The organism is Microbacterium panaciterrae, assembly GCF_039541635.1.
Lineage (GTDB): Bacteria > Actinomycetota > Actinomycetes > Actinomycetales > Microbacteriaceae > Microbacterium > Microbacterium panaciterrae.
The window spans coordinates 78,955-105,202 of sequence record NZ_BAABGP010000024.1 but is presented as its reverse complement, the minus strand read 5'-3'; the positions used below and the strand labels follow the sequence as shown (position 1 = coordinate 105,202).

Sequence of the window (26,248 nt, the reverse complement as noted above, 5' to 3'; positions counted from 1 at the left end):
CCGGAGGGGTAAGCGGTGTCCGAGAACCCACTAATATGGGAGGAGTAGACCACCGAGGAAAGGGAGCACCGCGATGGCAGCGATGAAGCCGAGGACTGGCGACGGACCCATGGAGGCCGTGAAGGAGGGTCGGCTGATCATCGTGCGCGTCCCGCTCGAAGGCGGCGGACGCCTGGTCGTCTCCGTCAACGACGCTGAGGCGAAGGAGCTTCACGACGTGCTCAATGCCGTCGTGACGCCGGCCTGACCCGCACGATTCACAGATTCTGAAAGGGCCGCCGTTCCTCGGAACGGCGGCCCTTTCGCCGTGTCAGTCGGCGATGCTGGTCAGCTGCAGCAGTCCCTCGCCCACCGTGGACAGGGCCGCGAGCACGGCGGGCGACTGCTGGGTCTCCTGGATGAGCGAGCGGTAGGCGCTCGTCACGTCGTCGCGCTGCACGGGATCCGCCACCCGGCCGCCGCCGAGCACTCGCGGCACCAGGACCGTCCCGCCGGCGCGCACCAGGCGCAGGCCGTGCTCGACGTACTCGATCACGTTCTCCGGATCCGCGTCCACGAGCACGATGTCGTAGGCGGCCTCGTTCATGCGCGGCAGCACGTCGGCCGCACGACCGGCGATGAACCGGGCTCGGGTGGGCGCGATCCTGGCGTCCTGGAAGGCGGAGCGGGCGGCGGCGAGGTGCTCGGGCTCGTTGTCGATCGAAGTGAGCACGGCCTTCGGCGCACCGCGTAGCAGCCACAGGCCGGAGACGCCGGCGCCGGTCCCGATCTCGACCATCGAGCGCGCGCCGGTCGCCGCGGCGATCACCGCGCACTGCGCTCCGACGGCGGCGCTGATCGGCTGAGCCCCGAGTTCGACGGCGTGCGCGCGGGCACGGACGATCTCATCCGGTTCGATGATGGCTTCGCGCACGTAGCGCGCGTTCGCGTCCTGCTCACTCATGATGATCCACGCTACCCTGGTGAGATGTTCTTCGGCATCACCTTCGAGAAGCTGGTCGTGATCGGCGTGATCGCGGCCCTTCTCGTCGGTCCTGAGCGCCTTCCGCGCTACGCGGAGTCGTTCGCGCACATGGTCAAGCGGGCCGGCGACTACCTGCGCGGCGCCAAGGACCGGATGCGCGAGGAGGTCGGTCCGGAGATCGACGAGCTCGACTGGCGCAAGCTCGACCCGCGCCAGTACGACCCGCGCCGGATCATCCGCGATGCGCTCATGGACGACAGCCCCGCACGGCCCGCCGCGGCGGCATCCGCGATCGCGGAACCCGAGGCGATCGCGCCCGCTGCCGGATCCGCTGCCGCGCTGCTGGCCACGGCGACCGCGATGAACGCCGCCTCCGCCGGCGCAGACCGGCCGGCCGCGTCGACGGCGCCGCGCGTGTTCTCGGCCACGGAACTTCCGCCGTACGACAGCGAAGCCACCTGATCCTGCGGACTCCGCTCAGTGCGGGGTGACGTTCAGCCGGCGCCCGGCCAGACCTCGACCGGAGCCGTCGATCGTGTCGGCGAGGGCGAGGATCGCGCGCGCCGCCGGGTCCTCGGGATCGGCGAGCACGACGGGCACGCCGGCGTCGCCTCCTGTGCGCAGCGCGGGGCTCAGCGGCACCGACGCGAGCATGGGGACGGGATCGCCCGCAGCCGACAGGGCATCCGCCACGGCCTGACCTCCACCGGATCCGAACAGCTCCAGCAGCGTGCCGTCCGGCAGCGCCATCGCGGCCATGTTCTCGACCACGCCGATCACGCGCTGCCCGGTCTGCCGGGCGACGAGGCCGCTGCGGATCGCGACGTCGGACGCCGCCTCCTGCGGGGTGGTCACCACGAGCACCTCAGCGTGCGGCAGGAGCTGCCCGATCGTGATCGCGATGTCCCCGGTTCCCGGGGGCATGTCGATGAGCAGGATGTCGAGGTCGCCGAAGAAGACGTCGGTGAGGAACTGCTGCACGGTGCGGTGCAGCATCGGCCCGCGCCACGCGACGACCGACTCGCCCTCGCGCAGGAACATGCCGATCGAGACCGCCTTCACGTCGTACGCGACGGGCGGCAGTATCAGGTCGTCGATCCTCGTGGGCGGGGTGCCCGGGGCGATCCCGAGCAGACCCGGGATCGAGAAGCCGTGCACATCGGCGTCGATCAGGCCGACACGACGTCCGCGTGCGGCCAGCGCGACGGCCAGGTTCGCGGTGAGCGAGGACTTGCCCACACCGCCCTTGCCGCTGCTGACGGCGATCACGCGGGTGAGCGAGTCCGGCCCGAACGGCATCTGGCGCGGGGCCCTGCCGTCGCGCAGCTTCTCGGTGAGGGCCCGGCGCTCCTCCGGCGTCATCACCCCGACCGCGACCTCGACGGCCTCGATGCCCGGCACGGCCGCGGCGGCCGCTCGCACGTCGGTCTCGATCCTCGTGGCGGCGGGGCAGCCCACGATCGTCAGCACGATGCCGACGTGCGCCGTCTCCCCCTCGACGGTGATGTCGCGGAGCATGTCGAGGTCGGCGATCGGACGGCGCAGCTCGGGGTCGGTCACCGCGCCGACGGCGCGGCGGACGGCCTCGGCCCGGGGATCGGTCATACCGGATCCTCGTCACGCAGCTCGGCGAGCATCGCCCTCAGCTCGGCGCGCAGGACCTCGCGGGTGATGCCCTGGCTCGCTCTCTCCTCCAGCGCCATCCGCAGTGCCACGATCTCACGGGCCAGGTACTCGGTGTCCGCCAGGTTGCGCTCCGCGCGCTGGCGGTCCTGTTCGATCTGCACGCGGTCGCGGTCGTCCTGCCTGTTCTGCGCGAGCAGGATCAGGGGAGCGGCGTAGGACGCCTGCAGGGACAGGATCAGGGTGAGCAGGGTGAAGTTCGTCGCCGCGGGATCGAACTGCCAGGCGCGCGGCATGGAGATGTTCCACCACAGCCAGATCACGACGAACACCGACATGCCGATGAGGAATCCCGACGTGCCCATCGCCCGCGCGAACGCCTCGGAGAAGCGCCCGAACGTGTCGCTGGACGGCAGCGCGGATCCGCTCCCGCGGCCGAGCATCCCGCTGCGCCCGAGGGGCGCGTCCAGGCCCCGGCGGGCCGACCTCTTCGCCATCATCCTGCCGTTCCCCGCCTCGGGACGGTCTGCTCATCCGCGTCGTGGGAGCGCCAGTCGTCGGGCAGGAGGTAGTCGAGCACGTCGTCGACGCTGATCGCGCCGACCAGGCGGTGCGCTTGATCCACCACGGGCAGGGACACGAGGTCGTAGCTCGCGAGCATGCGGGCCACCTCGGCGGCGGAGGCGGTCACCGGCACGGGTTCGAGGGTGTCGTCGACGATCGCGCCGAGTCGTTCGTGCGGGGGATAGCGCAGCATCCGCTGGAAGTGCACCATGCCCAGCAGGCGCCCCGTCGGCGTCTCGAACGGCGGCAGGGTGACGAACACCGCGGCGGCGAGGGCTGGGTGCAGCTCGTGCCGGCGGATCAGGGCGAGCGCCTCGGCCACGGTGGCGTCGGCGGACAGGATGATCGGCTCGGGGGTCATCAGACCGCCGGCCGTGTCGGGGCTGTACCGCAGCAGCATGCGCACGTCCTCCGCCTCCTCCGGCTCCATCAGGTCCAGCAGATGCTCGAGCCGGCCCTGCGGCAGCTGCGCGAGCAGGTCGGCCGCGTCGTCCGGCTCCATCTGGTCGAGGATGTCGGCGGCGCGCTCGTCGCCCAGGCGATCCAGGATGTCCATCTGGTCGTCTTCGGGCATCTCCTCGAGCGCGTCGGCGAGACGTTCGTCCGGCAGCTCCTCCGCGACCTCGATGCGGCGCTGCTGCGGCAGATCCAGCAGGGTGTTGGCGAGGTCCGCGGGGTGCATCTCGGAGTACGTGGCGACGAGCTGCTCGGCGGACTGCGCCTCACCGGGGGCGCTGTGCTCGCGCACCTCGCTCCACACGGCGAACGTCGTCGGACCCTTGGCGAACGGCGAGGCGCTCGTCTTCGGCTTGCGGAGGAACAGCTGGCCGACCGACCACTCGCCGAGCCGGTTCGGCTCGATCGCGACGTCCTCGATGACCGCCGTGCCGGAGGCGTCCGCGAAGTCCACGCGGCGGCCGACCAGCTCGGCCATGATCCGCACCTCGCCGTTGCGGGGTTTGAACCGGCGCACGTTCATGAGGCCCGAGGTGATCACCTGACCGGTGCTGATGGAGCTCACCCGTCCGATCGAGAGGAACACCTGACGGCGCCCCGGAATCTCGCACACCAGGCCGATGACCCGCGGGGAGGCCGTACTTCGGTACACGACGACGACGTCCCGGACCTTGCCGATCCGGTCGCCGGCGGGGTCGAACACGGCGCACCCGGCCAGGCGCGCGACGAAAACCCGCTGTGTGCTCATGGTTCCAGCGTAGTGTCCCGGCCTTCAGGATCCGGGGTCGGTGACGCGCTCCGAGGGGTCCTCGTGCGCCCGCATGGAACAATGGTCGGATGAGCATGCTGAACACCTCGGGAGGCGTCGGAGAGATCGGTGAGACCGTCGCGACGGTCACCGATTACAACGCCGCGCAGAAGCTCGTCTCGCAACTGATCGCCGGGGAGGTGCCGGCTCGCGAGATCGCGATCGTCGGGATGGGCGTGCGCACCGTGGAGCGCGTGACGGGTCGCCTCGGCTACGCGAACGCGGCGCGCTCGGGAGCGGTGAACGGCGTGCTCATCGGGCTGTTCCTGTCGGCGATCTTCGTGCTCGGCAACCCGTCTGTGCCGATCCAGGCGTTCGTCGGCGTGATCTTCGTCGGCGTCGCGATCGGCATGATCCTCAGTCTCATCGCCTATTCGGTCCTGCGCCGCCGGCGTGACTACGCGAGCGTGATGCAGCTGAGCGCGGACCACTACGACGTGACCGTGCTGCCGGCGTCGGTCGGCAAGGCGCGGCAGGTGCTCGGCCGGTCGGTGACCCCGATCCCTCCGGCAGAGCCCTCGGGACCTGCGGGTGCCGAGCCGCCGCGGTACGGCGAACGGGTCGATCCGCATGCGCCGGCCGCCGCCGCCGCCCCACCGACCCCGCCTGCCGCGCCGGCGCCCTCGTCCACGATGGACGAGCCGCCGCGGTACGGCGAGCGGGTCGTCCCGGCTCGTCCGCCGCTTCCGCCTGCACCTCCGGCCCCGACGGCCGCACCTGCCGCAGAGGAGCGCTCCGACGAGCCGTCCGGGGACGACGGCTCCGCGCGATGACCGAGGCCGCCGAGCAGCGCCTCCGGATCCCCGTGCCGCTGCCGGCCGGCGAGGTGAGGGTCTCGGCCGCGTTCGGATCCACCGGTGACGTCGCGGCCCCTGTGGTGGTGCTCGCGCACGGCGCGGGTGCCGGGATGGATCATCCCTTCCTCCTCGGCTTCGCCGCCGCACTGCGCGCGCAGGGCCTGCAGACCCTGCGCTTCAACTTCCCGTATGTCGAGGCGGGCCGGCGCATGCCCGGACCCGCCGCGCACGCGATCCTCGCCTGGCGCGCGGTCGTCGCCGAGGCGACCCGGAGGGCCGGCGGCGCTCCCGTGATCGCCTGCGGCAAGTCGTACGGCGGGCGGATGGCGTCGATGGCCGCCGCCGGGGAGCACGGCCTGGATGCCGCAGCCCTGGTCTACCTCGGCTACCCCCTGCACCCACAGGGACGCCCGGAGAAGCTCCGGGTCGAGCATCTGCCCGCGGTGCCGCAGCCGCAGCTGTTCGTGGAGGGATCGAACGATCCGTTCATCCAGCCGGTGTCCCAGCTGGAGGAGGCGGTGGCATCGTGCCGCGACGCCAGGATCGCCTGGATCGACGGCGGCGGGCATTCCTTCGAGGTGAAGGGCCATAAGCGCCCTGCCGATGAGGTCGGCGCATCCCTGGCTTCGCTGGTCGCGGAGTTCACCCGCACGGCGACCGGTCGAAAGGACGGCTGATGAGCACGGCGCAGGAACTGGACGCGATCGGCATCGAGAGGCTGCGGGAGGTCGGCAGCGTCAAGTGGTCGGTGTTCCCGGGAACCATCGGCGCGTTCGTCGCCGAGATGGACTTCGGCACGGCGCCGGCGATCAAGGACGCCATGAAGGCCGCGATCGACGACGGGCTCATCGGCTACCTTCCGCGCGCCGTCTCAGCGGCGATGGCTGAGGCCTGTGCGCGCTGGCAGCGCGACCGGTACGGCTGGGATGTGCCCGTCGAGCGCATCAGGCCGGTGCCGGATGTGCTCACGGCGCTGCGCACCACGATCGATCACTTCACCGCTCCCGCCTCGAAGATCATCCTGCCCACTCCGGCGTATATGCCCTTCCTCACGATCCCGGCGATGCATGAGCGCGAGATCATCGAGGTCCCGATGCTCCTCGAGGACGGCCGCCACGTCTACGACCTCGACGGGATCGACCGTGCGTTCGCAGCCGGCGGCGAGCTGCTGATCCTGTGCAATCCGTACAACCCGCTCGGCCGGGTCTTCGAGCGGGCAGAGCTGGAGGCGGTGGCCGCGATCGTCGAACGGCACCGGGGCCGGGTGTTCTCGGACGAGATCCACGCCCCGCTCGTGTTCGCCCCGCACGTGCACGTGCCGTACGCGAGCATCAGCGAGGTCACCGCCGGCCACACGATCACCGCAGCCAGCGCCTCCAAGGCGTGGAACCTGCCGGGCCTCAAGACGGCGCAGGTGATCCTCAGCAACGCGGCGGACGTGGAGACCTGGGCGCGCCCCGAGGTCGCCTGGGCGGAGCATGGCACCGCGAATCTGGGCGTCATCGCCACCACGGCCGCCTTCGACGACAGCCGGGAATGGCTGACCGAGACGCTGGAGTACCTCGACGGCAACCGCACCCTGCTCGGCGAGCTGCTCGGGGAGCACATCCCCGGCATGGGGTACCGTGCGCCGGAGGGCACCTACATCGCCTGGCTGGATGCCCGTTCCCTCGGCATCGACGGATCACCCGCTGACTTCTTCCGGGAGCAGGCCGGCGTCGCCCTCACCGACGGGATCGCCTGCGGTGCAGCCGGGGAGGGCTTCCTCCGCTTCATCCTCGCCACACCACGGCCGATCCTCGAGCAGGCCGTCCGGCAGATGGCGGCCGCGCTCGCAGCGCGCTCCGATCGTTGAGGACGCAGACGAACATCACGCGGCGCGGCGGTGGATCCGCGTAGATGCGGCCGGTCGGGCTGATCCATTCGACGGTGCCGTCGTCGAGCTGCCGGGCGTACCAGCGGAACTCGTCATCGAGATCCGGATGCTTCAGCGGATGATGGGCCGAGCAGAAGCAGCTGAGGTTGCCGAGGTCGGTGGTGCCGCCGCACGCGAAGTCATGGTTGTGGTCGATCTGACAGCGAGCGGCGGGGACATGGCAGCCGGGGAACCGGCAGCGCTGGTCTCTGGCGCGGAGGAACCGCTTCATGCCGGCCGTGGGGGTGTACCGGTCGACCTTCGTGATCATGCCGCCCTCGTCGAGGAACAGCCGGTTCCACCCGGACGCGAGCCGGGCCAGCTCTCGAGCGACGTCGGGGGGCAGCGGACCGTGTCCGTCGAACTCGGCGAAGCGGTCGTCCTCACCGGCCAGGGTCGTGGCGCTGATCGTGACCTGCACCGTAGCGGTGATGTTCTCCAGCCCGCTGCCGAGGATCTCCGACGGGCTGCCGGCCAGCAGCAGATCGATGAGCACGTCGGCCTCGATCTGGCGTCGCGTGCGGCCGTCGATCGCGACGAACTCGCGGCGGGCGTCGGGGCCGACCTTCTTCGCCGCGCAGGTGTCGGTCGCAGGATCGTGGAGGTCATGTTCCGGGTCGAGCGCGAACGTGGCGCCGGCCGCGATGGTCGCACCCGGATCGGTGACCGGATCGGTGAACGCGATCCCGAGGGCACGCTCGGTCTCGCCTCTCGTGTCGGCCGCGATGGCGCCCGCGAGCCGGCTGAGACGGTCCTTGATCGCGGCCGCATAGATCTCGGGGAGCACGACGGTCAGCAGTGCCATGCCGTCCTCGAGCGCCTTCACCGACACGCACCGCTCCGCGGTCGCACGAGCATGGCGTTCTTCGAGGTTCTCCCCGGCGAGCGTCGCGGCGATCTGACGCGCGTGCACCCGGGTGCGGGCGGGGGAGTCCTGCTCGGCGACGACGAGGCACGCGGCCTCGTACACCGCGAGCGTCGCCTCCGGCAGGCACCCGTCGCGCACCGCGTCGCGGACAGGGTCGGCGGACGATGAGCACGCGGACGTGCTGCGCCGAGATCCTCCCAGCCCGGAGAGCCTCGTGCAGGCCGGGGAAGTGCGCGGCCAGCGCTTCTGCATCGGCGAACGCCGCCCCCACCGTTCCCGTGCAGATCCGCCGACCGCGCCTCGAGCCGGGCGATCTCGGCCCTCGTGCTCACCCACTCGTCCAGCAGCTCGCCGCGGTCTGCGGCGAGGGTGGAAGAGCGGGGGTTCGACATGACTTTGTTTGTACATAAGTACGAGACACGGAAGAGCTGAACGAAGATTCCGAAGGTGGATTTCCGCAGATCAACGGCTGAAATCCGTCACCGACATCCTCCTCCGGGCCACCGACATCCGGGATGCATGTCCTCGGTCAGGAGGCGCCGTCCTGCACGCGTGCGATCCACGCCTCGACCTCGGCGGAGGTGCGCGGGATCGCCGCTGAGAGGTTCACCGGTCCGTCGGCGGTGATCAGGATGTCGTCCTCGATGCGCACGCCGATGCCGCGGTACTCCTCCGGCACGGTCAGATCGTCGATCTGGAAGTACAGGCCGGGCTCGATCGTGAACACCATGCCGGGCTCGATCAGGCCGTCGTAGTACATCTCGCGGCGGGCCTGTGCGCAGTCGTGCACGTCGATGCCGAGATGGTGGCTGGTGCCGTGCACCATGTACCGGCGGTGCTGGCCGCCTCGGTCGGCATCGAGCGCCTCCTCGGCGCTGACCGGGAGCAGACCCCACTCGGCGGTGCGGCGGGCGATCACGTCCATGGCCGCGGCGTGCACGGTGCGGAACGGCACCCCGACAGAGGCAGCGGCGAAGGCGGCGTCCGCGGCCTCGACCACGGTGTCGTAGATCCGGCGCTGCACATCGCTGAACGTCCCGCTCACGGGCAGCGTGCGGGTGATGTCGGCGGTGTACAGGCTGTCGCCCTCGGCGCCGGCATCGATGAGGATCAGGTCGCCCTCGATCACGGCACCGTCGTTGCGGGTCCAGTGCAGGTAGCAGGCGTGCGGGCCGGACGCGGCGATCGTGTCGTAGCCCTCCCAGCTGCCGTCGCTGCGGGCGCGCTGGTGGAACACGCCCTCGACGATGCGCTCGCCGCGGGGGTGCGCGATGGCGCGGGGGAGGTCGCGGATGATGTCGTCGAAGCCGTTCGCGGTGATCTCGATCGCCCGGCGCATCTCGGCGATCTCGTACTCGTCCTTCACCAGGCGCAGCTCCGAGACGAACTGCGTGAGCGCAGCGTCCTCGTCGACGACGAGGTCGGCGTCCGAGGCGGCGAAATCATCGAGGTGAGCGGTCTTCAGGCCGAGGTCGGCGGCGACTCCCGAGAGCGCGGGGCGCGGACCGATCCAGAACTCGCCGATCGTGGCGTCGGAGTAGAACTCGCTCGTGGTGCGGTCGGCGCGCTCGCGGAAGTACAGCGTGACGTCGTGACCCTGGGCGGTCGGGTCGAACACGAGCAGCGAGTCGGGCTCGGAGTCGGCGGCCCAGCCGGTGAGGTGGGCGAAGGCCGAGTGCGCGCGGAACGGGTAGTCGGTGTCGTTGCTGCGCTGCTTCAGGGATCCTGCGGGGATCACCAGGCGCTTGCCGAGGAACGCGGCCGACACGGCGGCACGGCGTGCGGCGGCGTAGCGGGTCTGTGTCCGGGGTGCGGGAAGGGTCTCGGGGCGCTCGGCCCACCCGGTGGAGATCGTGTCGAGGAAGCCCTGCGGGAAGGGCTGCCGGCTGTTCGTCCTCGCCGCCGCGGTGCCGGCGGTCTGCGTGGCGTCATCGCCGGTCTGCTCGGTCGTGTCGTGCTCAGAGGTCATGCCTCCATCCTCTCATCCGGCGCGGATCGAGAACGGGCCCGGAGCCGCCGTGATGGCGACCCCGGGCCCGATCGATTCAGCGCGCGATCACTGCACGGCCTTGAGGGCGTTCACGATCCCGTAGCCGTAATAGCTGTTCAGCGCGGTCGTGCCCTCGCAGGCAGGGCCGCGGTTCAGCTGCGGAGCGGAGCAGGCGGTCGGCGTCGCGTCTGCGCGGAGCTTGTCCACCATCTGCGCCGGGGTCAGCTCCGGGTGGGCGGACTTCATCAGCGCAAGCACGCCGGCGACGTGCGGGGAGGCCATCGAGGTGCCGCTCTTGAGCCCGTACTTCCCGCCGGGGGTCGTGGACAGGATGCTCGATCCGGGTGCTGCGACGTCGATCTCGCCGAGGCCGCGGTTCGAGAAGTACGACAGCTGGCCCGTGCTGGTGAGCGAGGACACCGTCACCACGCCGGGGATCTGGGTCGGAATGTCCTTGCAGCCCTGGTTGATCGTGCGGCGGATCGGCTGGGGCGCGTCGTTCGGGCTGCCCGCGTCGGTCGTGTTGACCGTGAGGTCGAGGCCCGAGTTGCCTGCGGCCGCGGCGCTCACGACGCCCTTCGCGTTGGACCAGTTGACGGCGCGGGCCACGGCCTCGCGGACCGCCGCCTGGTCGGGCTGGTCATCGCACCAGAACTCGAACGGGTCGATGTAGTAGCTGTTGTTCGTGACGTCCATCCCGCGCTGCGCGGCCCACATGAACCCGCAGACGGCGTACTCCGGGTAGATGTACCCGTCGTCGTTCACGACCTTGACCGAGGCGAGGCGCACGTTCGGCGCCACTCCCACGATGCCTGCGCCGTTGCGTGCGGCCGCGATCGTCCCGGCGACGTGCGTGCCGTGATCCGACGTGGTCGGGTACCACCCGCCGACGCTCTGGTCGGGGCGGCCGCCCGTGGTGCAGTTGACCGAGTCCGCGACGTCGATGTTGGCCTGCAGGTCGGGGTGGGTGGGATCGATCCCCGAGTCCAGCACGCCCACGAGCACGTTGCGGCTGCCGTCGGTGACGAGGTTGGCCTGATCCGCCTGGATCATCCTCATGTCCCACTGCTGGCCCTCCATCGCGTCCGAGGACTCGGCGGGGACCGGCGTGGTGGGCTCGTCGCCGTTGACGGGCTTGTTCTTGCCCTGGTTCCATCCGGACGCTCCGGGACCCCACGGCGCCTGCGGGCCGGTGACCTTGTCCTTCACTTCGGCGGTGCGGGTCGCGCCGACCGAGGCGACCACGTTCTTGCCGGTGACCTTCACGGTGTCGCGGAATGCCGCGCGGTCGGACTGTGCGATCACGACGCCGATCTCCGGCCAGCTCTGCACCACGACTCCGCCGGCGTCGACGACCGCCTTCTCGGCCTTGCGGGTCTGGCCCGGGTTCGCGTTGTCGATGTTGACGACGTAGCTCATGACAGTGCCGTCCGGCGGGTCGATGGGCACGGGCGTCGATGCCTCGCTCGTGGCAGCACTCGCGCTGACGGAGCCGGCCAGGAGCATGCCCAGCGCTGCGACGGTGCAGACGACGGGATGGAATGACCGATGACGGGTTAGCAACCTCATGGGTGAGGATCCTCTCGAACAGGTGGGGTGCCGGCTGGTGGCCGGCGCAGGCAAGCGCCTTCCCTCGTTTCTAGCCGGTGTTCCCAGCTAATTCAATGCTTGCTGATAGCGAGGATTCAGGTTATGGGGGAGCGGCGATGTGTGGTGCGCCTGGGCCTCGACGCACGCACAGGGCGTCCCGTTAACGTGGACTCATGACCCGCTCCGCAGAATCCGTCTCGCCCGCTGTCTCCGCGCTCTCCTGGCCGTGGGCACTGGGGATCGACGCCCTGCTGGTCGTTGTCTTCGCCGCGATCGGGCGCGCCAGCCATGAGCATTCCGTGGACGTGCTCGGGGTCCTGGACACGGCGTGGCCCTTCCTCGTCGGGCTCGCCGCAGGCTGGGCGATCCTGCGCGCATGGAGGAATCCGACCGCCCCGCTGCGCATCGGCGCACCGCTCGGAGCGATCGTCGTCGTCGGGGGAATGCTGCTGCGGGTGGTGTCCGGCGCCGGGACCGCGGTCGCGTTCATCATCGTCGCGACGATCACACTGCTGGTGTTCCTGGTGGGCTGGCGCGGGATCGCCGCGCTCGTCCTGCGGATCCGGCGCCGTCCCTGACGATCGGCGGTCCCGGGCCGCGTGCGCCGGGTCAGGGCGAGACGCGCTCCAGCTGCGTCACGAGGGCGCGATGGTCGCTGCCGTGCGCGGATCCCGGCAGCACCTCGGATCCGCTCGCGCGCCACTGCGGCGTCGCCATCACGTGATCGATGGGGGCGCCGGCCAGCGCCGGGAGCGAGGTCGGCCAGGTGCCGAGACCGCCGGATCCGGCCCGTGACGCCGCATCGCGGCAGGCGCCCATGTCGCCGCCAGCGGTGCCCAGGCCCGCCATGTGGTCGAGGGTGGCGTTGAAGTCGCCGGCCAGGATCACGTTCCTGCCCGCGGGGCACTGATCCGCGACCCAGCGCAGATCCTTGCTCCACCCGCCCATGTCATCCTGCCGCGGCGCCACGGTGTGCACGGCGACGACGGTGGGGCCGTCGCCGTTCACCGGCATGACGACTGCGCTCGGCACGGATCCGGTGTTGCTGGTGCCGTCCGCCGACGACTCCAGCACCGAGTAGTCGCCCAGCGACGGCGCGATGAGCACCGTGGTCTGCCAGGAGTCCGGGCCCTTCTGCACATCGGGCCGGTACTGCACGTGATGCACCCACATCGGGTGGCCGGCCGCGCGCAGCTTCAGCGCGATGTCCTCGCCCGCCGTCTCGGTCGTCTCGGGCAGCGCGACGATGTCGGCCTTCTGATCGACGATCGTCCGGGCGATCTCGTCGGCCGACACGGCCTCGCCTGCGGTGTTCCAGGCCAGCACCCGGACGCTGGTCGCCGACTTCTGCGGCAGCGTGCTCCCATCCACGCCGCGCAGGGCGCCGACGGCCGCCGAGGCACCGCCGCCGAGCAGCGCCACGATCGCGATCGACGCCGCGAAACCGCGCATCGGCCGGGCGAGTAGGAGCAGCAGGGCGAGCACCAGGATCGCGCCGAACACGAGCACGAGGATCCCGCGGGAGGCCACGATCTGCGTGATCGGGAACGTCTGCTCGAGACGGAAGAACCGGGGCCAGGTCACGATCGCCGTCGCGATCGCGAAGAGGACGGTGAGCAGGATCCCGATCAGTCGAAACATCGTGCACGAGCCTAGGCGAGCGCGTCTGTGAGGGTTCTGGTGCCCGGCTCCGGACCCGCTGTGCGCGGAGTCGCTACGCTCGGAGGATGTCCGATGCCGATCCGCACCAGCGCCCGCCCCTGTTCGCCGGGCCCGTCGATCTGCATCTGCACTCGAACCGCTCAGACGGCACCGAAGATCCCGCCGAGGTCGTCGAGCGGGCACGGCAGGAGGGGCTGCGCACGATCGCGCTCACCGATCACGACACCACGTCGGGATGGGGAGAGGCCGCGGCGGCTGCCACGGCGCACGGGATGACGTTCATCCCCGGCATGGAGCTGTCATCGAAGGACGGCTGGCGCAGCGTGCACCTGCTCGCCTACCTGTTCGATCCGGAAGACGCCGATCTCGCCGCGGAGACCGCGCGCATCCGCGAGGACAGGATCGGCCGCGCGGCGCGCATCGTGCGCAACATCGGGCGGGACTACCCGCTGCGCTGGGAGGACGTGCTGGAGCAGACCGATCCGGGTGCGACCGTGGGCCGCCCGCACATCGCGGATGCGCTCGTCGCGCGCGGGATCGTGCGCGACCGCGGCGAGGCGTTCGACGGGATCCTGCACCCGCGCGAGGGGTACTACGAAGCGCACCACGCGCCGGATCCGCTCACCGCGATCGAATTGGTGGTCGCCGCCGGCGGAGTTCCCGTGATCGCGCACCCGGCGGGGCGGGAGCGGATGAGCGATGCCACCCTGCGACGCCTCATCGACGCCGGTCTCGGCGGGCTCGAGATCGACCACCGCGAGAACACGGCCGAGGGGCGGGAGTGGCTGCGCCGGTTCGCCGACGAGTACGACCTGATCGTCACCGGTTCCAGCGACTACCACGGTGCGGGCAAGCCCAACGTCCCCGGCGAGAACACCACGGCCGCCGACATGCTGCAGCGCATCATCGACCGCGGTTCGGGCTCGGCCCCGGTGTATCCCGTCGGCTGAAGCGCGCACCCTTGTCGCGGTGGGGATGGCTCCCCGTCGGCGCCGTCAGCGATCCGCTTACGCTGCCGAATCCTGAAAGCGCTGCGGAAAGAGGCGCAGCGTCCTCAGGAAACAGCAGCGCGAACGAGCGGGCCGCAGGGCTGCGCGGGCTTCAGGCTCCGGTCTGCGGGGCGCTGCCGGCGGCCGCGCCACCCGAGGGGCGGCGGCGACGGCGGCGGCGCTGGGCGGCGGGCTTGCCATCGTGGTGCTCGGCGCCCTGACCGTCGTGCGTCCCGGATCGCTCGGCGCCGCGATCCGCGTCACCGGTCGCGGCAGCCTTGTCGGCGGGTGCCTCGACGCCCTCGGCGAAGGTCGAGCCCACGCCGTCCTCGGCGCGGCGGCGACGGCGGCGGCGCTTCGTCCCGCCTTCGCTCGTCCCCTCGGCAGCGGCCTCGGCGGCGCGCTGAGGCTCGCGCGGCTTGCGCGCGGGCTTCTCCGACACCGGGGCGGTGACCAGGCGGCCCTTGGTGCCGGCCGGGATGTTCAGGTCCTCGAAGAGGTGCGGGCTGGACGAGTACGTCTCGATCGGCTCGGGCTGACCGAACTCGAGGGCGCGGTTGATGAGAGCCCACTTGTGCAGGTCCTCCCAGTCCACGAACGTCACGGCGATGCCCGTCTTGCCGGCGCGGCCGGTGCGGCCCGCGCGGTGCAGGTACGTCTTGTCCTCATCCGGGATGGTGTGGTTGATGACGTGCGTGACGTCGTCGACGTCGATGCCGCGGGCGGCGACGTCGGTCGCGACCAGCACGTCCCTCTTGCCGGCCTTGAACGCGGCCATCGAGCGCTCGCGCTGATCCTGGCCCATGTCGCCGTGCACGCCGCCGACGTTGAAGCCGCGGTCGCTCAGCTCGTCGACCAGGCGCTGCGCCGCGCGCTTGGTTCGCGTGAAGATCACGGTCTTGCCGCGGCCCTCGGCCTGCAGGATGCGGGCGATGACCTCGTCCTTGTCGAGCGAGTGCGCGCGGTAGACGAGGTGCTTGATGTTCGCCTGGGTGAGGCCCTCGTCGGGGTCGTTCGCGCGGATGTGGATCGGGTTCGTCATGAACCGGCGCGCAAGGGCCACGATCGGTCCCGGCATGGTCGCCGAGAACAGCTGCGTGTGCCGGACCGCGGGGACCTTCTGGAAGATCTTCTCGATGTCGGCGAGGAAGCCGAGATCGAGCATCTTGTCGGCCTCGTCGAGCACCACCTCTGTGGCGTGGGACAGGTCGAGCAGGCGCTGTCCGGCGAGGTCGATGAGGCGTCCCGGGGTGCCGACGACGATCTGCGCCCCGGCTTTGAGCTGGTCGATCTGGCCTTCGTAGGCCTTGCCGCCGTAGATCGCGACGACGCTCGTGGAGCGGTTGCTGGTGAGCAGATCCATGTCCTCATAGACCTGCACGGCGAGCTCGCGCGTCGGCACCACGATGAGGGCCTTGACCCCCGGCTCCGGGTTGAGGCCGAGGCGCTGCACCACGGGCACGCCGAAGCCGAAGGTCTTGCCGGTGCCGGTCTTGGCCTGGCCGATGATGTCCTGGCCGGGAAGGCCGAGGGGGATGGTCTGCTCCTGGATCGGGAAGGCATCCACGATGCCCTTCGCCGCGATGGCGTCCACGATGTCCTGATCGATGCCGAGTTCGGCGAAAGTCGTCACAGTATGTTCTTGCCTGTCCGGCGGGCCTGGCGAGTGCGGCGCCGCCTCGTTGGTGAGGTCCACGCCGGATCCGTATGCACAGGCGCGGGGCTCCGATCCGTCGCCGGAGCGGGTCCAGCCTACCGGAGGGGTGCGGGATCCTCCGGATCCGGCCCTGAAGTAGGCTGAGCGCGTGGTGAGGTGGTTCTGGCAACGAGACAAGGCGCCCCGGCGCACGCTCGTACTGCGCTCCCGAGGGGATCAGGGCGATGCGACCCGTGTCGACTTCGCCGAGCTCGCGCCCGAGCTGAACACCTTCCTCGGGCAGGCGGCCTATCTGCAGCTCGGCTACTTCGAGACGCTCACCCGGCTGATCCGCGCCACCACCGATCTGTCCGAGAAGGAGATCCTGTCCCGCGCCGCGGGGGCCGCGCTCGCCAAGCACCGTGGCATCGTCGACATCATCGCGGCCAAGGGTGACGACCCGACCGAGGTGATGCTGCCGTTCCGCGAGCAGCTGGACGGGTTCCGCCGCAAGACCATCGGGCCCCGCATCGCCGAGACGATGCTCGCGGTATATCTGACCGCAGGGATGCTGGACGACTTCTACGTCGCCCTCGCGTCCAGCTACGGCGACACCGGCGCGAAGGTCGCTCGGATCCTCTCCGAGGCCGACGACCGGCACGAGATCATCGGGATCATCGGCGCCACGATCGCGAGCGACGAGCAGTGGCGCTCACTGCTGTCGATGTGGGGCCGGCGCCTGGTCGGCGACACGATCCTGGTCGCGCGGGCCGCGTTGCGTCCGCACCTCCCCGGTGCGGAGCACGACAAGCTCGAGCCGGTGTTCACTGAGCTGATGGGCGCGCACGCCCGCCGCATGGACGCGATGGGGCTGGCGTCCTGAGCGACCGGGCCGGTCACCCTGAGGCGACGCCGGCGGTCAGGACGAAGGAAGAATCCGCACGCGCGTCGTCGTGCGCGTCTGCGTGAGACGCCAGAATTGATCCGCGATGCGCGCGGGCGTGATCGTCGAGGGGCCCGCCGTCGCGGTTCCCGCCACGGACCCGACCACGGTCACTTCGCCCACGTAGATGCCGAAGTCGCGGAGCCGCTCGGCGAGAATGCCGACGAGCTTGGACTTGGCGGCGTTCTCCAGCGCGACTCCGTCGTTGTCGAGGAGTTTCGCGAAACTGTCGGCTTCGGTGGTGTTCTCGCCGAGCGCCCCGTTCGCGACCAGGATCGACGCCCCAGGTTCGGACTTCAGGTCTTCGAGGACCGCCTGGACGCACGTCAGCAGGCCGGCGACGCCGATGTCGAAGACCCGCTCGATCTGATCCGGCGCGGTGGAGAGGACGTTGTTCACCCCGCCGTTTCGGAACGCGGTCCAGAGAACGGTGGAGATGGGGCCGAGATCCTGCTGGACTTGCGCGACCGTGCGCCGGATCGCGTCGGGATCGCTCGCATCGGCCTGATACGCCGCTGCCGCGACACCCGTCCTTCGCAACTCGAGCGCCGCCTGCTCGACCCGCTGGAGGTTGCGCGCCACGAGCGCGATGCCGTATCCCTCGCGCGCGAAACGGTTCGCGACCGCCTGCGAAATACCCGGACCGTAGCCGACTACCAGCAACACGCTCACCGCACGCACCTCGATTCTGTGTCAGATGCCGAGCGCGGCGCGGTGCTCCGCGTCGCGGCGCACCCGCACCTGGGTGAGCACGAGCGTCATGGCGACGGAGAGCGCGACCGCGCCGCCCAGCGCGATCAGCCAGAGCCAGACGCTCGACTCCTTGAGGCCCGCCCACTGACCGAGCGCGTACGCCGCAGCGGCCACGGCCGTGGCGATCGCCGGCGCGAGTGCGACGCCGCGGCGATCCCGGTGCGGGATGAGGTAGTGCACCGCGATGCCCAGCGCGCAGGCGGCGATCAGCGCGAGCAGGATGTACATGCGGCTCAGGCGACGAAGCCGACGCGGCGGGACTCCTCGGTCCCGAGTTCGACGTAACCGAGGCTCGCCGTCGGGACGATGTAGGAGTTGCCCTTGACGTCGGAGAGCGTCACGTGGCTCGCGCCCTGATCGAGGGCGGCGGCGATCTGCGTGCGCACCTCGTCGGCGGAGGCTGAGGTCTCGAAGCTGAGCTCGCGGCCGGTGTTGATGATGCCGATGCGGATCTCCACGGAAATGCTCCTTGAAAGGTTGAGGGTTCCGTCACTCTATCGCGGGCCGAGCAGGGCGGGACCGTGCACGGGGCCCTGTTCGCCGAGGGCGATGTCGGCCGCCGCCGATAACGTGGAGGCATGCCCGCACCCCTCGTCCCGACCGCTGCGCAGTTCGCGGTGATCGACGCTTCGGCGACCGCCACGGGCACCGTGATCGGGGGGCCGGGCACGGGCAAGACCCACGCGCTCGTGGAGCGGGTCGCGGCGCTGCTCGACGGCGGGCTCGCCCCCGAGCAGGTGCTCGCGCTGACGCCGAACAGGCAGGCCGCCACCGCGCTGCGCGACCGGATCGGGGTGCGGGTGCGGATCGCGACGCCGGGCCCCCTGGCGCGCTCGCTGGGGTCGTTCGCGTTCCAGCTCGTGCGCGGAACGATGGTGCACAGCGGACAGCAGCCGCCCGCCCTGCTCACTGGCGCCGAGCAGGACCGGATCATCGCCGATCTGCTGGCCGGCGACGCGGAAGACGAGGCGGAGCCGGGCGGCGCGCGGCGCTGGCCGGACGAGCTGGGCGCGACCGTGCGATCCTCGCGGGCGTTCCGCTCGGAGCTGCGCGCCTTCCTCGCCGAGTGCACGGAGCTGGGCGTCACCTCGGCCGAGCTGGGGCGGTCCGAGCGTGCGGCCTGGCGGGCGGTCGGCTCCTTCGCCGACGACTACCGCACCGTGCTCGACCGGGCGCGTGCCGCGCATCGGGATGCGGCGGATCTGCTCGCCGAGGCCGCGGCGATCCTGCGCACGGCGGACGCGGAGCTGCTCGGTCCGCTGGGCCGGCTGCGGGCCGTGCTCATCGACGACGCGCAGGAGCTGACGGCGGGCGGGACGGCGCTCGTGGAAGCGCTGCGCGCGCGCGGCATCGCGATCATGGCGTTCGGGGATCCGGACATCTCCTCCGGCGCATTCCGGGGGGTGGGGCCCGAGCTGTTCGCCGGGCTCGCGGCGATGCTCGGCGACGTGCACGTGCTCGACCGGCCGCACCGGCAGGATCCGTCGCTCACCGCCCTCACCCGCACCGTCGTGCAGACCATCGGCGTCTCGGGCCGCGTCGAGCACCGGCGTGCGCCGGCGCCGGACGCGACGGCCGTGGATGGGGAGCGGCAGGGAGAGGTGTCGGCGTTCCTCGCGCCCTCGCCGCATGAGGAGCACGATCTGATCGCGCGCACCCTGCGCGAGTGGCATGTGCTGCACGGCATCGGCTGGGACCGGATCGCGGTGATCGCGCACGACACCCGGCAGGTGGCGATGCTGGAGGCCGAGCTGGGCGCCCGCGAGGTGCCGACCAGGGCTGCCGGCGTGCAGCGTCCGCTCGGCAGCGAGGGCGTGGTGCGTGACATCGTCGGGATCGTCCGGCTCGCACTGACCGAGCCATCCGGACGGGATCCGCAGCTGGTGGCGGAGGCGCTGCGCACGCCGTTCGGCGGGCTGGACGGCGTGGGGCTGCGCCGGCTGCGCGCGCGGCTGCGCCACCTCGAGCTGGAGGCCGGCGGATCCGCTCCCGCGCGGCTGCTGCTGCGGGACGCGCTCGCCGAACCGGCGCTGCTGGCGCGGGTGGACACCGCCGAGGCCCGCACGGCGGACCGGTTCGGGCGCGTGCTGAGCGAGGTCCGCGAGGGCCGGGCGCGGGGCGAGACGATCCACGAGCTGCTCTGGCGGGTGTGGGACGGCTCCCGAGAGCGCGATGGGCGTCGGCTCGCCGTCGCGTGGCAGGAGGCGGTGGACGGGTCAGGGCCGGGCGGGGGAGGCGCCGAGACCGCGCGCGCCCTGGACGCGCTGGTGGCCCTGTTCGACGCCGCCAAGCGCTCCGTCGAGCGTGCGCCGGAGAAGGGGCCCGAGGCGTTCATCCACGACATCCTGGACAGCGAGGTCCCGGAGGACTCGCTGTCGGCACGGAAACGTCCGGCCACGGTGACGCTGATGACGCCCGCCACGGCGCTGGGCACCGAGTTCGACGCGGTCGTGATCGCCGGCGTGCAGGACGGGGTCTGGCCGAATGTGCGGCTGCGCGGTGGTCTGCTGGAGACCTGGCGGCTGGGCGAGGCCGTCGCCGCCGCCCGCTCGGGCGAGCCGGAGCATGTGCACTCCACCCTGGATCGCCGTCGTGCCGCCCTGCACGACGAGCTGCGGCTGTTCGTGCGGGCGGTGTCGCGGGCGCGTCATCGGCTGCTCGTCACCGCGGTCGACGACGACGACCACGGCCCGAGCGCCTTCTTCGGATTCCTGCCGGATCCGCTGCCCGTCGATGACGGGCATGCGCACCCGCTGACCCTGCGCGGGCTCGTGGCCCGACACCGCCGCGTCCTGACCACCTCGGCCGATCCCGCGGCCAGGGCCTTCGCCGCCGGGCAGCTGCGGCTGCTGGCCGAGGCCGAGGTGCCGGGGGCGGATCCGGACGGCTGGTTCGGCGTGCGCGCGCCCTCCGACGCGCGCCCGCTGCGAGACCTCGACGCCGAACCCGTGCGCGTCTCGCCGTCGCGGCTGGAGGCGTTCGAGGAGTGCGGCGTGAACTGGGCCGTGTCCGCGCTCGGCGGTGACACGGTGGCGCCGCCCTCGGCCGGCATCGGCACGATCGTGCACGCCGCGATGGAGCTGGTCCCCAACGGAGACCTGGACGCCATGCGGCGGATCCTGGACGAGCGCTGGGGTGAACTGGACTTCGAGACGCCGTGGATCGACAGCAAGGAGCGCCGCCGCGCCGACCTGTATCTGCAGCGCCTGCACGCGTATCTCGCGACGGTGCGGCGCGACCACGGCCGGGTCGTCGGCTCGGAGGCGCCGTTCCGGTTCGCGGTGGAGTTGGGCCAGGACGAGCCGGCCGTGCATCCCGTCGATCCCGAGCGCACCGCAGGGCAGGCGATCGTGAACGGCTACATCGACCGGGTGGAGGTGTATCCGTCGGGGGCGGGGGAGCACGAGGCCGCGCGCGGCCGCAGTTGGAGCATGATGGCCGACGGCGCGGGAGGCGAACGGGTGGTCGTGGTGGATCTGAAGACGGGGAAGTACGAACCCGAGACGGAGGCGAAGGTCGTGGAGCACGCGCAGCTGGCGGCCTATCAGCTCGCCGTCGAGCAGGGGCTCGTCGAGGGGGCGGATCCCGCGGCGCTCGCCGGCGCACGGCTGGTGCTCGTGGCGCAGACGATCGGCGCGAGCCCGTACCGGGTCGCCCACCAGCACCGGCTCGGCGACGAGGCCCGCAGCGCGTTCCTGGAGCGGGTGGCCGAGGCGGGGCGCGGCATGGCCGCGTCGAGCTTCACGGCCCAGGTCGAGGCGCACTGCGCCGACACCCAGGTGCGGATCAGTCCGTGCCGCATCCACACGATCCCGGCGGTCAGCGCGTGAGCGCCTGGGAGGGCCGGCACGGCATCTCCGCGACCGACATCGCCGCGGCCCTGGGGCTTCCGGCGCCCACCGCCGCGCAGCAGCGGGTGATCGAGGCGCCGCCGAGCCCCGCGCTCGTCGTGGCGGGGGCCGGCAGCGGCAAGACCGAGACCATGTCCGGCCGGGTGGTGTGGCTCGTCGCGAACGAGCTCGTCGCGCGGGACGAGATCCTCGGGCTCACCTTCACCCGAAAGGCCGCGGGCGAACTCGCCGAGCGGATCGCGCTCCGCCTCGACCGCATCGACGAGTACGGGCGCCGCGGGCTGCTGCCGCACCTGCCCGAGCTCGTCGCGACCGGCGCGCTGACCAGGATCGGAGCCGCAGGATCCGTCCTGCAGCGGGCGGCCGTCCAGCGCGAGGTGCTCGACGCTCTCGCCGAGCGGTACGGGACCGGATGGGATCCGACCGCGCCGCGTCCGGCGGAGGAGCTCATCATCCGTCCGCGCGTGTCGACCTACAACGCGTTCGCCGACGGCATCGTGCGCGAGCACGCCGCGCACATCGGCCGCGACCCCGATGCCGCGATGCTCAGCCAGTCCGCGTCCTGGCTGATCGCCCGCGCCGTGGTGCTGCGAGCGGAGCTTCCGGGTCTCGACGAGGTGGATCGCGCCCTGGGCGGCGTGATCGACGCCGTGCAGCGCCTCGCCGGCGATGTGCTCGACCACCGCGTCGACATCGATGACATGGTCCGGATCGCGCGGCGGCAGGCCGACGCCTTCGAGGACTACCGCTCGAACGCCGACGTCGACAAGGCCGTGGTGAACCTGAGGACGATGCCGATCCTCGCCGACCTCGTGCGCGAGTACATCGCCGCGAAAGGTCGCCGAGGTGTGCTCGACTTCGCCGATCAGGTCGGGGGCGCCTTCGACATCGTCGAGGCAGCCCCGGAGGTGCGCGCCGAGCTGCGTCTGCAGCATCGCGTCGTGCTGCTGGACGAGTATCAGGACACGTCGGTGATCCAGACCCGGTTCCTGTCGGCCCTGTTCCGCGACGGCGCCGTGATGGCGGTGGGCGATCCGCATCAGTCGATCTACGGCTGGCGCGGTGCGAGCGCCGACAACCTGTACGCGTTCGGTCGCACGTTCGCCGATCAGCAGAACTCCGAGACGTACAGCCTGATGACGAGCTGGCGCAACGACGAGCGGATCCTCGACGTCGCGAACCGCGTGCTGCTCCCGCTGCAGCAGCCGAGCCTGGCCGTGCCGGAGCTCGCCGCGCGTCCCGGTTCCGGCGCGGGCCGGGTGGGGGTGCGGTTCGGCGAGACCGTGGATGACGAGGCCGCCGAGGTCGCGGCCTGGTTCGACGGCCTCCGCGCCGCACATGATGAGGTCGCCACCGGCAGGCCGCACACCGGGGCGATCCTGTTCCGTTCGAAGCGGCACATGCAGACCTTCGCAGGCGGTCTCGCCGCCCGCGGGATCCCGCACCGGATCCTCGGGCTCGGCGGCCTGCTCGCCACCCCCGAGGTCGTCGACGTCGTCTCCGCGCTCCGGGTGATCCACGACCCGACCGCCGGATCCGCCCTGATCCGGCTGCTGGTCGGCCCGCGGTTCGCGATCGGCGTCGCCGACATGGCCGCGCTGTACGACCTGGCGCGTGAGCTCGCCGTGCGCGACGGCGCCCTCGCCCCGCTCGGCGACGAGCTGAAGGAGCGGCTGCGCACCTCGCGCGGCGCCGACGAGGCCGTGTCGATCATCGACGCGGTGGATTTCGTGCGCACCGGCCGCGACGACTACCGGCTGCTGGAGCGGATCAGTCCCGAGGGGCGGGCGCGACTGCGGTCGGCGGGGGAGATGCTCGAGCGGCTGCGCCGCGCGGCGGGGCAGCCGATCCTCGAGCTCATCCGGCTGATCGAGGTCGAGCTGCGCCTGGACATCGAGCTCGCCGTGAACGAGAGCCGGGGCCCCGCGCGCGTCGCGGCGACCCAGCTGCGTGCCTTCGGCGACGAGGTGCGCTCGTTCCTCACCGCCGACGATCGTGGCACGATCTCGAGCCTGCTCGCCTGGCTCGACAAGGCCGAGATGACCGATGAGCTCATGCCGCGCACGGAGCCGCCCGAGCCCGGAGTCGTGCAGCTGCTCACGATCCACGGCTCCAAGGGCCTGGAGTGGGACGCCGTCGCCGTCGTGCGCCTCGTGGAGGAGGAGCTGCCGGGCCGGATCGTCGACGCGCAGGGCTGGTTCGGCTTCGGGGTGGTGCCGTTCGATCTGCGCGGTGACCGGGACGCGCTGCCGCGCTTCGAGTGGGATCCACGGGCCGCGATGGACGCCGCAGGGGACGACCAGAAGAAGCGGCACAAGGCGGCACTGGATGCGCTCGCCGCCGGCGTGACGAAGGCCTATCCGCACGGCGGAGCCCTGCGGAGGTTCAAGGACGGCTATCGCCACTATCAGCGGGCCGAGGAGCGCCGGCTGGCCTACGTCGCGATCACCCGCGCGCGCACCGATCTGCTGCTGACCGGATCGCACTGGTCGGGACAGAAGTCGGTCCGCAAGCCCAGCCCGTACCTGCTCGAAGCGATCGACGTGCTCGGACTGGACCCGATCGCAGGCCCTGCGAGCGAGGACAACCCGTACGAGGGCGCCGCGCGCACCAGCGTCTGGCCGATGGATCCGCTCGGCGGGCGGCGCGCCCGGGTGTCGGCGGCGGCCGAGGAGGTCAGGGCCGCGATGGCCGCGCCGGTCGCCCCCGCCCCGTCGGAGGAGCTGGAGCGCCTGCTCGCCGAACGTGCGGCGCGGCAGCGCGGCGTCGTCGCCGACGCACCCACGCGGGTGCCCGCCTCGCGGTTCAAGGACTACGTGACCGATTACGGCGGCACGATCCGCTCGCTGACCCGGCCGATGCCGGAACGGCCCTATCGGCAGACCCGGCTCGGCACGCTGTTCCACGCCTGGGTGGAGCACCGCTCCGGCGCGGTGGGCGTCGGCACGTCGCTCGACGATGCGCTGTGGGATCTCGACGACGACCAGGCCGGGCCGGGCGAGCTCTCGGCCGAGCGCGGGAGCGGCGCAGACGAGATCGCGCTGGCCGACGAGCAGGATCTCGCCCGGTTGCGCGAGATCTTCGAGCGCAGCGAATGGGCGCCGCTGCTGCCCATCGCGGTGGAGACCGAGATCGACTTCGCCCTGCCGGTCGGTGCAGGGGAGCCGCCGCGGATCGTGATCTGCAAGCTGGACGCTGTGTACCGCCGTGCGGATCGCGGCGGCCGGATCGAGATCGTGGACTGGAAGACCGGCCGCCCGCCGGCGACGGCGGCCGAGCGCGAGGAGCGGCTGCTGCAGCTCGCGCTGTACCGGCTCGCCTATCACCGCCGGTTCGGCGTGCCGCTCGACGAGATCGATGTCGCGCTGTTCTACGTCGCGGACGATCTGATTATCCGCGACGACCGGGTCTATTCCGAGGAGGCGCTGGTCCAGCGCTGGAACGCGGCGCGCGCCGCGCGCTGAGCCTCGGCGACGTCGGTCTCCTCGCCGGCGATGCCGCCCTCGCTGGGCAGCAGCGTGCGGGGGCGGGGGGTCTGACGTTCGTCACCCGTCAGCTCGTCGCGGAGCTCGCCGAGCTCTGCGGTCGCATTCGGGTCGAGATCCGCGATCGGGCCCGTCGCCTCGTGGTCGCTCGCGGCCTCGACGGCGGCGTGCTCGTCGGACGCCTCGGACGCCTCGGGCGCGGACGACTCCGGGTCGCGCTGTCCTCCGCGCGGGCCGAAGGCCGAGGTGTCATCGGCGGTGAGACCGGCGAATGCGGCCGCGTCGTACGTGTCGGTCTGCATCGAGGTGTCGATCGGGTTCGGCGCGCGCTCGGGGACGCGGTCGAGCGCGGACATCGCCTCGTCCACCCCGGCGCCGGGGTGGTGCCGGGGCGCGAGATCGTCGTGGATGCCGTCGGCGAGAGCGTCGAGCAGTGTCGCGGCGTCATCGACGATGTCGGAGCGCCGGGTGTCATGGCCGTGCAGCAGCCAGCGCGCCAGCTCGAGTTCGGCCAGCAGCCGCGCGCGCGTGCCGAGACCGGGGTCCGGCGCGCGCAGGGTCGCGGATGCGTACGCGTCGAGCACGTCGGACCGTGCATCGGCGGCCAGGGTGAGCCAGGCCAGGTCCACGGCGGGATCGCCGATCGACAGCGCATGCCAGCCGATCACTCCGACCACGCGCGGACCGCGCTCATCGTCGTCGGCGAACAGGAACGACTCCGCGTGCGCGCCGCCGAGGGTCACCGCGGACTCGAAGCGCCACAGCTCGTCGGCGTCCACCGCCTCGCGCCAGCGCACGGTCAGCCGTGCGGAGACCCGTCCGGTCGAGGCCGCGCGGTCGATGAGGGTGCGCACCTCGTCACGCGCCTGCTCGGGGGTGCGCTCGGCGAGTCCCGCGCCGCGCACCACGGAGACGGGAAGGGCGTGCACGCCCGCGATGGCCTTGCCGATCGCGACCGCGGCACCGGCGCCGGCAGGGATCTCTGCCGCGTCGATCTGGAACCCCGGCACCAGCGTGGTCACGAGCGCGCGGGCATCGCCCACGCGTCCGTCGCCGAGGTGCTCAGGCGCAGCGAAGCGCAGCATCGCTCGCGCTCCCGGGGTCAGCGCCCGCAGGGCGAGGCTCTCCCGGGCGAGCTCTGCCGCCGTGTCGTCATCGCTCGAGGCGCGGATCGCCACCTCCCGGCCGTCCGCCAGCGTGGCGACGGCCGAGTCGAAGCGCGCGTCACCGTCTGCGGACAGCGCACGGGCGCCGACGACATCGGCTCCGGGCACCGCTGCCGTGACCGCCGCGGCTAGAGTGAAAGGTGAGCGAGCCATGTCACCAGGGTAGGTCGAGCCTCGTCCTCGCCGGG

23 protein-coding genes are annotated in these 26,248 nt (G+C 71.7%); 10 read left to right on the top strand and 13 right to left on the bottom strand.

Features of this window, described 5'->3' with window-relative positions; genetic code table 11:
• The first annotated feature begins 73 nt into the window (after positions 1 to 73).
• Positions 74 to 247 carry a DUF3117 domain-containing protein gene (locus ABD882_RS17045; RefSeq protein ID WP_345188619.1) on the top strand — a complete coding sequence of 58 codons (174 nt, stop codon included), beginning with the start codon at positions 74 to 76 and terminating at the stop codon, positions 245 to 247.
• A gap of 63 nt (positions 248 to 310) precedes the next feature.
• Here ABD882_RS17045 and ABD882_RS17040 read toward each other — a convergent pair whose 3' ends face one another.
• Complete coding sequence (locus ABD882_RS17040; RefSeq protein WP_345188617.1) at positions 311 to 943, bottom strand: O-methyltransferase; 633 nt, start codon at positions 941 to 943, stop codon at positions 311 to 313.
• A 24-nt stretch (positions 944 to 967) separates the two neighbouring features.
• Here ABD882_RS17040 and ABD882_RS17035 point away from each other — a divergent pair, with 24 nt between their 5' ends.
• On the top strand, positions 968 to 1,426 hold the full coding sequence (locus tag ABD882_RS17035; RefSeq protein WP_345188616.1) for a twin-arginine translocase TatA/TatE family subunit: 459 nt from the start codon (positions 968 to 970) through the stop codon (positions 1,424 to 1,426).
• 15 nt (positions 1,427 to 1,441) lie between these two features.
• On the opposite strand, the gene ABD882_RS17030 is transcribed toward ABD882_RS17035, so the two are convergent.
• Genes ABD882_RS17030 through ABD882_RS17020 form a run of 3 tightly spaced genes read right to left on the bottom strand, consistent with a single transcriptional unit; the run spans position 1,442 to position 4,355 of the window.
• Positions 1,442 to 2,569: an Mrp/NBP35 family ATP-binding protein gene (locus tag ABD882_RS17030; RefSeq protein ID WP_345188614.1), complete on the bottom strand. Its 1,128-nt coding sequence runs from the start codon at positions 2,567 to 2,569 to the stop codon at positions 1,442 to 1,444.
• Positions 2,566 to 3,084: a DUF1003 domain-containing protein gene (locus ABD882_RS17025; protein WP_345188787.1), complete on the bottom strand. Its 519-nt coding sequence runs from the start codon at positions 3,082 to 3,084 to the stop codon at positions 2,566 to 2,568. The genes ABD882_RS17030 and ABD882_RS17025 overlap by 4 nt, the downstream gene beginning before the upstream one ends.
• Positions 3,084 to 4,355, bottom strand: a complete 1,272-nt coding sequence (locus ABD882_RS17020) for a magnesium transporter MgtE N-terminal domain-containing protein (RefSeq protein WP_345188613.1) — start codon at positions 4,353 to 4,355, stop codon at positions 3,084 to 3,086. The genes ABD882_RS17025 and ABD882_RS17020 overlap by 1 nt, the downstream gene beginning before the upstream one ends.
• 89 nt (positions 4,356 to 4,444) lie before the next feature.
• Between ABD882_RS17020 and ABD882_RS17015 the strand changes: the two genes are divergently transcribed.
• Genes ABD882_RS17015 through ABD882_RS17005 form a run of 3 tightly spaced genes read left to right on the top strand, consistent with a single transcriptional unit; the run spans position 4,445 to position 7,067 of the window.
• Complete coding sequence (locus tag ABD882_RS17015) at positions 4,445 to 5,188, top strand: YflT domain-containing protein (protein WP_345188612.1); 744 nt, start codon at positions 4,445 to 4,447, stop codon at positions 5,186 to 5,188.
• The gene (locus tag ABD882_RS17010; RefSeq protein ID WP_345188611.1) at positions 5,185 to 5,889 is read left to right on the top strand and encodes an alpha/beta hydrolase family protein; all 705 of its coding nucleotides are present in this window, start codon (positions 5,185 to 5,187) and stop codon (positions 5,887 to 5,889) included. Before ABD882_RS17015 ends, ABD882_RS17010 begins: the two co-directional genes overlap by 4 nt.
• Complete coding sequence (locus tag ABD882_RS17005; RefSeq protein WP_345188610.1) at positions 5,889 to 7,067, top strand: MalY/PatB family protein; 1,179 nt, start codon at positions 5,889 to 5,891, stop codon at positions 7,065 to 7,067. Before ABD882_RS17010 ends, ABD882_RS17005 begins: the two co-directional genes overlap by 1 nt.
• Here the strand turns inward: ABD882_RS17005 and ABD882_RS17000 are convergent.
• From ABD882_RS17000 to ABD882_RS16990, 3 genes are all read right to left on the bottom strand, one after another.
• Positions 6,985 to 8,247, bottom strand: coding sequence for an HNH endonuclease signature motif containing protein (locus ABD882_RS17000; protein WP_345188609.1), 1,263 nt, complete (start codon positions 8,245 to 8,247; stop codon positions 6,985 to 6,987). The genes ABD882_RS17005 and ABD882_RS17000 overlap by 83 nt on opposite strands.
• 277 nt (positions 8,248 to 8,524) lie before the next feature.
• Positions 8,525 to 9,964 (bottom strand): aminopeptidase P family protein, encoded by a 1,440-nt coding sequence (locus ABD882_RS16995; protein WP_345188608.1) that lies wholly within the window; start codon positions 9,962 to 9,964, stop codon positions 8,525 to 8,527.
• Between the two features lie 87 nt (positions 9,965 to 10,051).
• Entirely contained in the window at positions 10,052 to 11,554 is a 1,503-nt protein-coding gene (locus ABD882_RS16990; protein WP_345188606.1) for a S8 family peptidase, read from the bottom strand.
• Positions 11,555 to 11,748: 194 nt separating this feature from the next.
• On the opposite strand from ABD882_RS16990, the gene ABD882_RS16985 reads away from it, so the two are divergent.
• Positions 11,749 to 12,153: a DUF3054 domain-containing protein gene (locus ABD882_RS16985; RefSeq protein ID WP_345188605.1), complete on the top strand. Its 405-nt coding sequence runs from the start codon at positions 11,749 to 11,751 to the stop codon at positions 12,151 to 12,153.
• Positions 12,154 to 12,184: 31 nt separating this feature from the next.
• On the opposite strand, the gene ABD882_RS16980 is transcribed toward ABD882_RS16985, so the two are convergent.
• Positions 12,185 to 13,216: an endonuclease/exonuclease/phosphatase family protein gene (locus ABD882_RS16980; RefSeq protein ID WP_345188604.1), complete on the bottom strand. Its 1,032-nt coding sequence runs from the start codon at positions 13,214 to 13,216 to the stop codon at positions 12,185 to 12,187.
• An 86-nt stretch (positions 13,217 to 13,302) separates the two neighbouring features.
• Here ABD882_RS16980 and ABD882_RS16975 point away from each other — a divergent pair, with 86 nt between their 5' ends.
• Positions 13,303 to 14,187: a PHP domain-containing protein gene (locus ABD882_RS16975; protein ID WP_345188602.1), complete on the top strand. Its 885-nt coding sequence runs from the start codon at positions 13,303 to 13,305 to the stop codon at positions 14,185 to 14,187.
• A 151-nt stretch (positions 14,188 to 14,338) separates the two neighbouring features.
• Here the strand turns inward: ABD882_RS16975 and ABD882_RS16970 are convergent, their stop codons facing one another.
• On the bottom strand, positions 14,339 to 15,859 hold the full coding sequence (locus ABD882_RS16970) for a DEAD/DEAH box helicase (protein ID WP_345188601.1): 1,521 nt from the start codon (positions 15,857 to 15,859) through the stop codon (positions 14,339 to 14,341).
• A 172-nt stretch (positions 15,860 to 16,031) separates the two neighbouring features.
• On the opposite strand from ABD882_RS16970, the gene ABD882_RS16965 reads away from it, so the two are divergent.
• Complete coding sequence (locus ABD882_RS16965; protein WP_345188600.1) at positions 16,032 to 16,745, top strand: ferritin-like fold-containing protein; 714 nt, start codon at positions 16,032 to 16,034, stop codon at positions 16,743 to 16,745.
• A gap of 36 nt (positions 16,746 to 16,781) precedes the next feature.
• Here ABD882_RS16965 and ABD882_RS16960 read toward each other — a convergent pair whose 3' ends face one another.
• The 3 genes from ABD882_RS16960 to ABD882_RS16950 are packed head-to-tail and all read right to left on the bottom strand — an operon-like array spanning position 16,782 to position 18,016.
• Entirely contained in the window at positions 16,782 to 17,486 is a 705-nt protein-coding gene (locus tag ABD882_RS16960) for an SDR family NAD(P)-dependent oxidoreductase (protein ID WP_345188598.1), read from the bottom strand.
• A gap of 12 nt (positions 17,487 to 17,498) precedes the next feature.
• The gene (locus ABD882_RS16955) at positions 17,499 to 17,786 is read right to left on the bottom strand and encodes a hypothetical protein (protein ID WP_345188597.1); all 288 of its coding nucleotides are present in this window, start codon (positions 17,784 to 17,786) and stop codon (positions 17,499 to 17,501) included.
• Positions 17,787 to 17,791: 5 nt separating this feature from the next.
• A complete protein-coding gene (locus tag ABD882_RS16950) occupies positions 17,792 to 18,016 on the bottom strand; it encodes a DUF3107 domain-containing protein (protein ID WP_345188595.1) in 225 nt (74 codons plus the stop codon).
• Positions 18,017 to 18,136: 120 nt separating this feature from the next.
• Between ABD882_RS16950 and ABD882_RS16945 the strand changes: the two genes are divergently transcribed.
• Together ABD882_RS16945 and ABD882_RS16940 are read left to right on the top strand one after the other, a co-directional pair.
• On the top strand, positions 18,137 to 21,388 hold the full coding sequence (locus tag ABD882_RS16945) for a PD-(D/E)XK nuclease family protein (RefSeq protein WP_345188594.1): 3,252 nt from the start codon (positions 18,137 to 18,139) through the stop codon (positions 21,386 to 21,388).
• Positions 21,352 to 24,873: an ATP-dependent DNA helicase gene (locus ABD882_RS16940; protein WP_345188592.1), complete on the top strand. Its 3,522-nt coding sequence runs from the start codon at positions 21,352 to 21,354 to the stop codon at positions 24,871 to 24,873. Before ABD882_RS16945 ends, ABD882_RS16940 begins: the two co-directional genes overlap by 37 nt.
• On the opposite strand, the gene ABD882_RS16935 is transcribed toward ABD882_RS16940, so the two are convergent.
• Positions 24,819 to 26,213: a phosphotransferase gene (locus ABD882_RS16935; RefSeq protein ID WP_345188591.1), complete on the bottom strand. Its 1,395-nt coding sequence runs from the start codon at positions 26,211 to 26,213 to the stop codon at positions 24,819 to 24,821. The genes ABD882_RS16940 and ABD882_RS16935 overlap by 55 nt on opposite strands.
• Between the last annotated feature and the right edge of the window lie 35 nt (positions 26,214 to 26,248).

What these genes read in the sequence shown, in the direction of transcription:
- ABD882_RS17025 (WP_345188787.1), bottom strand. Translation starts at nt 3,084, where the DNA reads ATGGCGAAGAGGTCGGCCCGCCGGGGCCTGGACGCGCCCCTCGGGCGC.
- ABD882_RS17015 (WP_345188612.1), top strand. Translation starts at nt 4,445, where the DNA reads ATGAGCATGCTGAACACCTCGGGAGGCGTCGGAGAGATCGGTGAGACC.
- ABD882_RS16985 (WP_345188605.1), top strand. Translation starts at nt 11,749, where the DNA reads ATGACCCGCTCCGCAGAATCCGTCTCGCCCGCTGTCTCCGCGCTCTCC.
- ABD882_RS17040 (WP_345188617.1), bottom strand. Translation starts at nt 943, where the DNA reads ATGAGTGAGCAGGACGCGAACGCGCGCTACGTGCGCGAAGCCATCATC.
- ABD882_RS16995 (WP_345188608.1), bottom strand. Translation starts at nt 9,964, where the DNA reads ATGACCTCTGAGCACGACACGACCGAGCAGACCGGCGATGACGCCACG.
- ABD882_RS16945 (WP_345188594.1), top strand. Translation starts at nt 18,137, where the DNA reads ATGCCCGCACCCCTCGTCCCGACCGCTGCGCAGTTCGCGGTGATCGAC.
- ABD882_RS17035 (WP_345188616.1), top strand. Translation starts at nt 968, where the DNA reads ATGTTCTTCGGCATCACCTTCGAGAAGCTGGTCGTGATCGGCGTGATC.
- ABD882_RS16975 (WP_345188602.1), top strand. Translation starts at nt 13,303, where the DNA reads ATGTCCGATGCCGATCCGCACCAGCGCCCGCCCCTGTTCGCCGGGCCC.
- ABD882_RS17045 (WP_345188619.1), top strand. Translation starts at nt 74, where the DNA reads ATGGCAGCGATGAAGCCGAGGACTGGCGACGGACCCATGGAGGCCGTG.
- ABD882_RS17005 (WP_345188610.1), top strand. Translation starts at nt 5,889, where the DNA reads ATGAGCACGGCGCAGGAACTGGACGCGATCGGCATCGAGAGGCTGCGG.
- ABD882_RS16955 (WP_345188597.1), bottom strand. Translation starts at nt 17,786, where the DNA reads ATGTACATCCTGCTCGCGCTGATCGCCGCCTGCGCGCTGGGCATCGCG.
- ABD882_RS16935 (WP_345188591.1), bottom strand. Translation starts at nt 26,213, where the DNA reads ATGGCTCGCTCACCTTTCACTCTAGCCGCGGCGGTCACGGCAGCGGTG.
- ABD882_RS17020 (WP_345188613.1), bottom strand. Translation starts at nt 4,355, where the DNA reads ATGAGCACACAGCGGGTTTTCGTCGCGCGCCTGGCCGGGTGCGCCGTG.
- ABD882_RS17010 (WP_345188611.1), top strand. Translation starts at nt 5,185, where the DNA reads ATGACCGAGGCCGCCGAGCAGCGCCTCCGGATCCCCGTGCCGCTGCCG.
- ABD882_RS17000 (WP_345188609.1), bottom strand. Translation starts at nt 8,247, where the DNA reads ATGCAGAAGCGCTGGCCGCGCACTTCCCCGGCCTGCACGAGGCTCTCC.
- ABD882_RS16990 (WP_345188606.1), bottom strand. Translation starts at nt 11,554, where the DNA reads ATGAGGTTGCTAACCCGTCATCGGTCATTCCATCCCGTCGTCTGCACC.
- ABD882_RS16980 (WP_345188604.1), bottom strand. Translation starts at nt 13,216, where the DNA reads ATGTTTCGACTGATCGGGATCCTGCTCACCGTCCTCTTCGCGATCGCG.
- ABD882_RS17030 (WP_345188614.1), bottom strand. Translation starts at nt 2,569, where the DNA reads ATGACCGATCCCCGGGCCGAGGCCGTCCGCCGCGCCGTCGGCGCGGTG.